At 47.0% G+C, this 2391-nt stretch carries 4 protein-coding genes; all 4 read left to right on the top strand.

Annotation, left to right across the window (positions count from 1 at the left end; translation table 11 throughout):
• Window positions 1-141 precede the first annotated feature (141 nt).
• Entirely contained in the window at window positions 142-411 is a 270-nt protein-coding gene (locus QZ998_RS13020) for a hypothetical protein (RefSeq protein ID WP_296561256.1), read from the top strand.
• Window positions 386-712, top strand: a complete 327-nt coding sequence (locus tag QZ998_RS13015; RefSeq protein ID WP_296561254.1) for an rRNA biogenesis protein rrp5 — start codon at window positions 386-388, stop codon at window positions 710-712. Before QZ998_RS13020 ends, QZ998_RS13015 begins: the two co-directional genes overlap by 26 nt.
• On the top strand, window positions 712-1878 hold the full coding sequence (locus QZ998_RS13010) for a DUF2800 domain-containing protein (RefSeq protein ID WP_296561252.1): 1167 nt from the start codon (window positions 712-714) through the stop codon (window positions 1876-1878). The genes QZ998_RS13015 and QZ998_RS13010 overlap by 1 nt, the downstream gene beginning before the upstream one ends.
• Before the next feature lie 12 nt (window positions 1879-1890).
• Window positions 1891-2391 (top strand): DUF2815 family protein (locus tag QZ998_RS13005; RefSeq protein WP_296561251.1); only part of this gene is annotated, 501 nt, incomplete at its 3' end.

Raw genomic sequence — 2391 nt, 5'->3', positions numbered from 1 at the left:
TCAAGCGGGCAGGATATCCCAATTTTTATGATTATTATCTGCAAGTAACTGTGTAAACTCTGGAACCGCCGTATACCGAACGGTACGTACGGTGGTGTGGGAGGTCGGCTGATCAATTAATGGTCAGCCTCCTACCCGATTATGGACAGAGGAATGAAAACATTCCCGGAAAGGAGCGACAAAATAATGAGTTTGAAACACAAGGTGTCAATTAGTATTGCACAACCAGATGGCAGAACTTCTTCCGTTATTAAAAGTGGGTCAATGCAGGTTCGAAACAAATTATTAAAATTTTTGTTTGGCGAAAAAGTAAATGTGCTGGTACTCACTCCCGGAGCCTCGGTTGAAACGGTGGAAATCCATCAGATTGGAGGAGGCAAAAGCCATGAGTCGAACAAAACTACTGCTTGATGTCATTTCCGATGTCCGATCCCTGGCTGACAGCCTGCAGGCGGTTGCTGATGCGATGCTTGAAAATGACCCAGTTGAAGTGGCAAATCAAGCTGCTTCTACGGAAGAACCGATCGTTGCGAATCTTGAAGAATCCGTAAAAATCAAACTGGAAGATGTGAGGGCGGTACTTGCCGATAAATCGCGCATGGGCCATACCGCGGCGGTAAGAGATCTACTGGCAAAGTACGGGGCATCCAAGCTGTCGGAGATCGATCCGGAAAAATATCTGGCGATGTTAAAAGATGCGGAGTTGCTGTAATGAAAAAGCAGCAAGTGATTAATGGCAAAGGCACACAGACTGCCGACCGGAGTCATGCCTTATTATCGGCATCATCAAGTCATCGCTGGATCCGATGTCCGCCATCGGCCAGACTCTGTGAAAACTTCGCAGATAAGGGCAGTGACTACGCCAAACAGGGCAGTGAAGCCCATAGCCTATGCCAGTTTAAACTGGAGTCGATGCTTGGTATCAAAATAACGGATCCAACGGCAGATCTATCTTTTTACGATGAAGAAATGGAAGACTGTGCCGAAAATTACGCTCTCTATGTGATGGAGCAGGTGGCCAAAGCCAAAGAAACCTGCGCCGATCCGGTAGTATTAATTGAACAGCGACTGGATTTTAGCAGGTGGGTCGAGTCAGGCTTTGGAACTGGCGACTGTGTGATTATCGCCGACGGTACACTGTCCGTAATTGACTATAAGCATGGAAAAGGAATCCTGGTGGAAGCCGAGAACAATCCACAAATGCTTTGTTATTCACTTGGGGCAGTCGAGTTATTTGATGGTATTTTTGATTTTGACACCATCAACATTACAATTTACCAACCAAGACGGGAAAACATCAGCACCTTTACGTTGTCTAAAGCAGAACTGCTGCAATGGGCCGATGATGTTCTTGCTCCAGCCGCCCGACTTGCCTATGCAGGCGAAGGGGAATTTGAATCTGGAGAACACTGCTATTTCTGCAAGGCAAAAGCGACATGCAGAAAACGTGCCGAATGCAATCTGGAGCTGGCCCGTTACGATTTTGCACCGCCTGCTACCCTGGAAGATGAAGAAATTGAAGCGATTCTTTTGAAAGTGGATGATCTGGTATCTTGGGCATCGGATGTTAAGGCGTTTGCCCTACAAGCAGCCATTTCCGGTAAAGAATGGGCGGGTTGGAAACTGGTCGAAGGCCGTGCCAACCGCAAGTATATCGATGAAACAGCGGTTGCGGAGGCTGTTGTTGCAGCTGGAGTTAACCCCTATGAACATAAACTGCTGGGTATAACCGCCATGACATCGATACTTGGCAAGAAACGATTTGAAAAAGTCCTTGGTCAGCTCATCTGCCGACCTCAGGGTAAACCAACACTCGTGCCGGAGAGTGACAAGCGACCGGCAATGAACACAGCCAAAAATGATTTTATTGAAGAATAGGAGAACAATACGATGCCAAATGTAAAAAATGAAAATCCCATGAAGGTAATTACCGGACCCGACACCCGTTGGAGTTATGTCAATACTTGGGAGCCAAAGAGCATTAATGGCGGAACCCCGAAGTACAGTGTCAGCCTCATCATTCCGAAGACAAACACAAAAACCGTGGCAAAAATCAAAGCCGCAATTGAAGCAGCTTACAAGGAAGGTGAGTCTAAACTGAAGGGAACGGGGCGAAGCGTTCCGGCGTTATCAGTTCTAAAGACACCACTTCGAGACGGTGATACCGAAAGACCCGATGATCCTGCCTATGAAAACTGCTATTTCCTGAATGCCAACAGTACCACTGCTCCCGGCATCGTGGATGCTGAGCGCCAGGAAATCATCGACCGATCTGAAGTCTATAGTGGAGTTTATGGCCGGGCCAGTATTAACTTCTATGCATTCAATACCAACGGCAATAAAGGCATTGCCTGCAACTTAAACAACCTGCAAAAGATCAAAGATGGAGAA

It is taken from the genome of uncultured Acetobacterium sp., from assembly GCF_927416815.1.
GTDB lineage: Bacteria > Bacillota > Clostridia > Eubacteriales > Eubacteriaceae > Acetobacterium.
The sequence above is the reverse complement of the archived record's forward strand: the minus strand, read 5'-3'. Positions and strand labels throughout refer to the sequence as shown.

Excerpts from the sequence above, each read along its gene's own strand:
- QZ998_RS13020 (WP_296561256.1), top strand. The coding sequence starts at position 142 with ATGGACAGAGGAATGAAAACATTCCCGGAAAGGAGCGACAAAATAATG.
- QZ998_RS13015 (WP_296561254.1), top strand. The coding sequence starts at position 386 with ATGAGTCGAACAAAACTACTGCTTGATGTCATTTCCGATGTCCGATCC.
- QZ998_RS13010 (WP_296561252.1), top strand. The coding sequence starts at position 712 with ATGAAAAAGCAGCAAGTGATTAATGGCAAAGGCACACAGACTGCCGAC.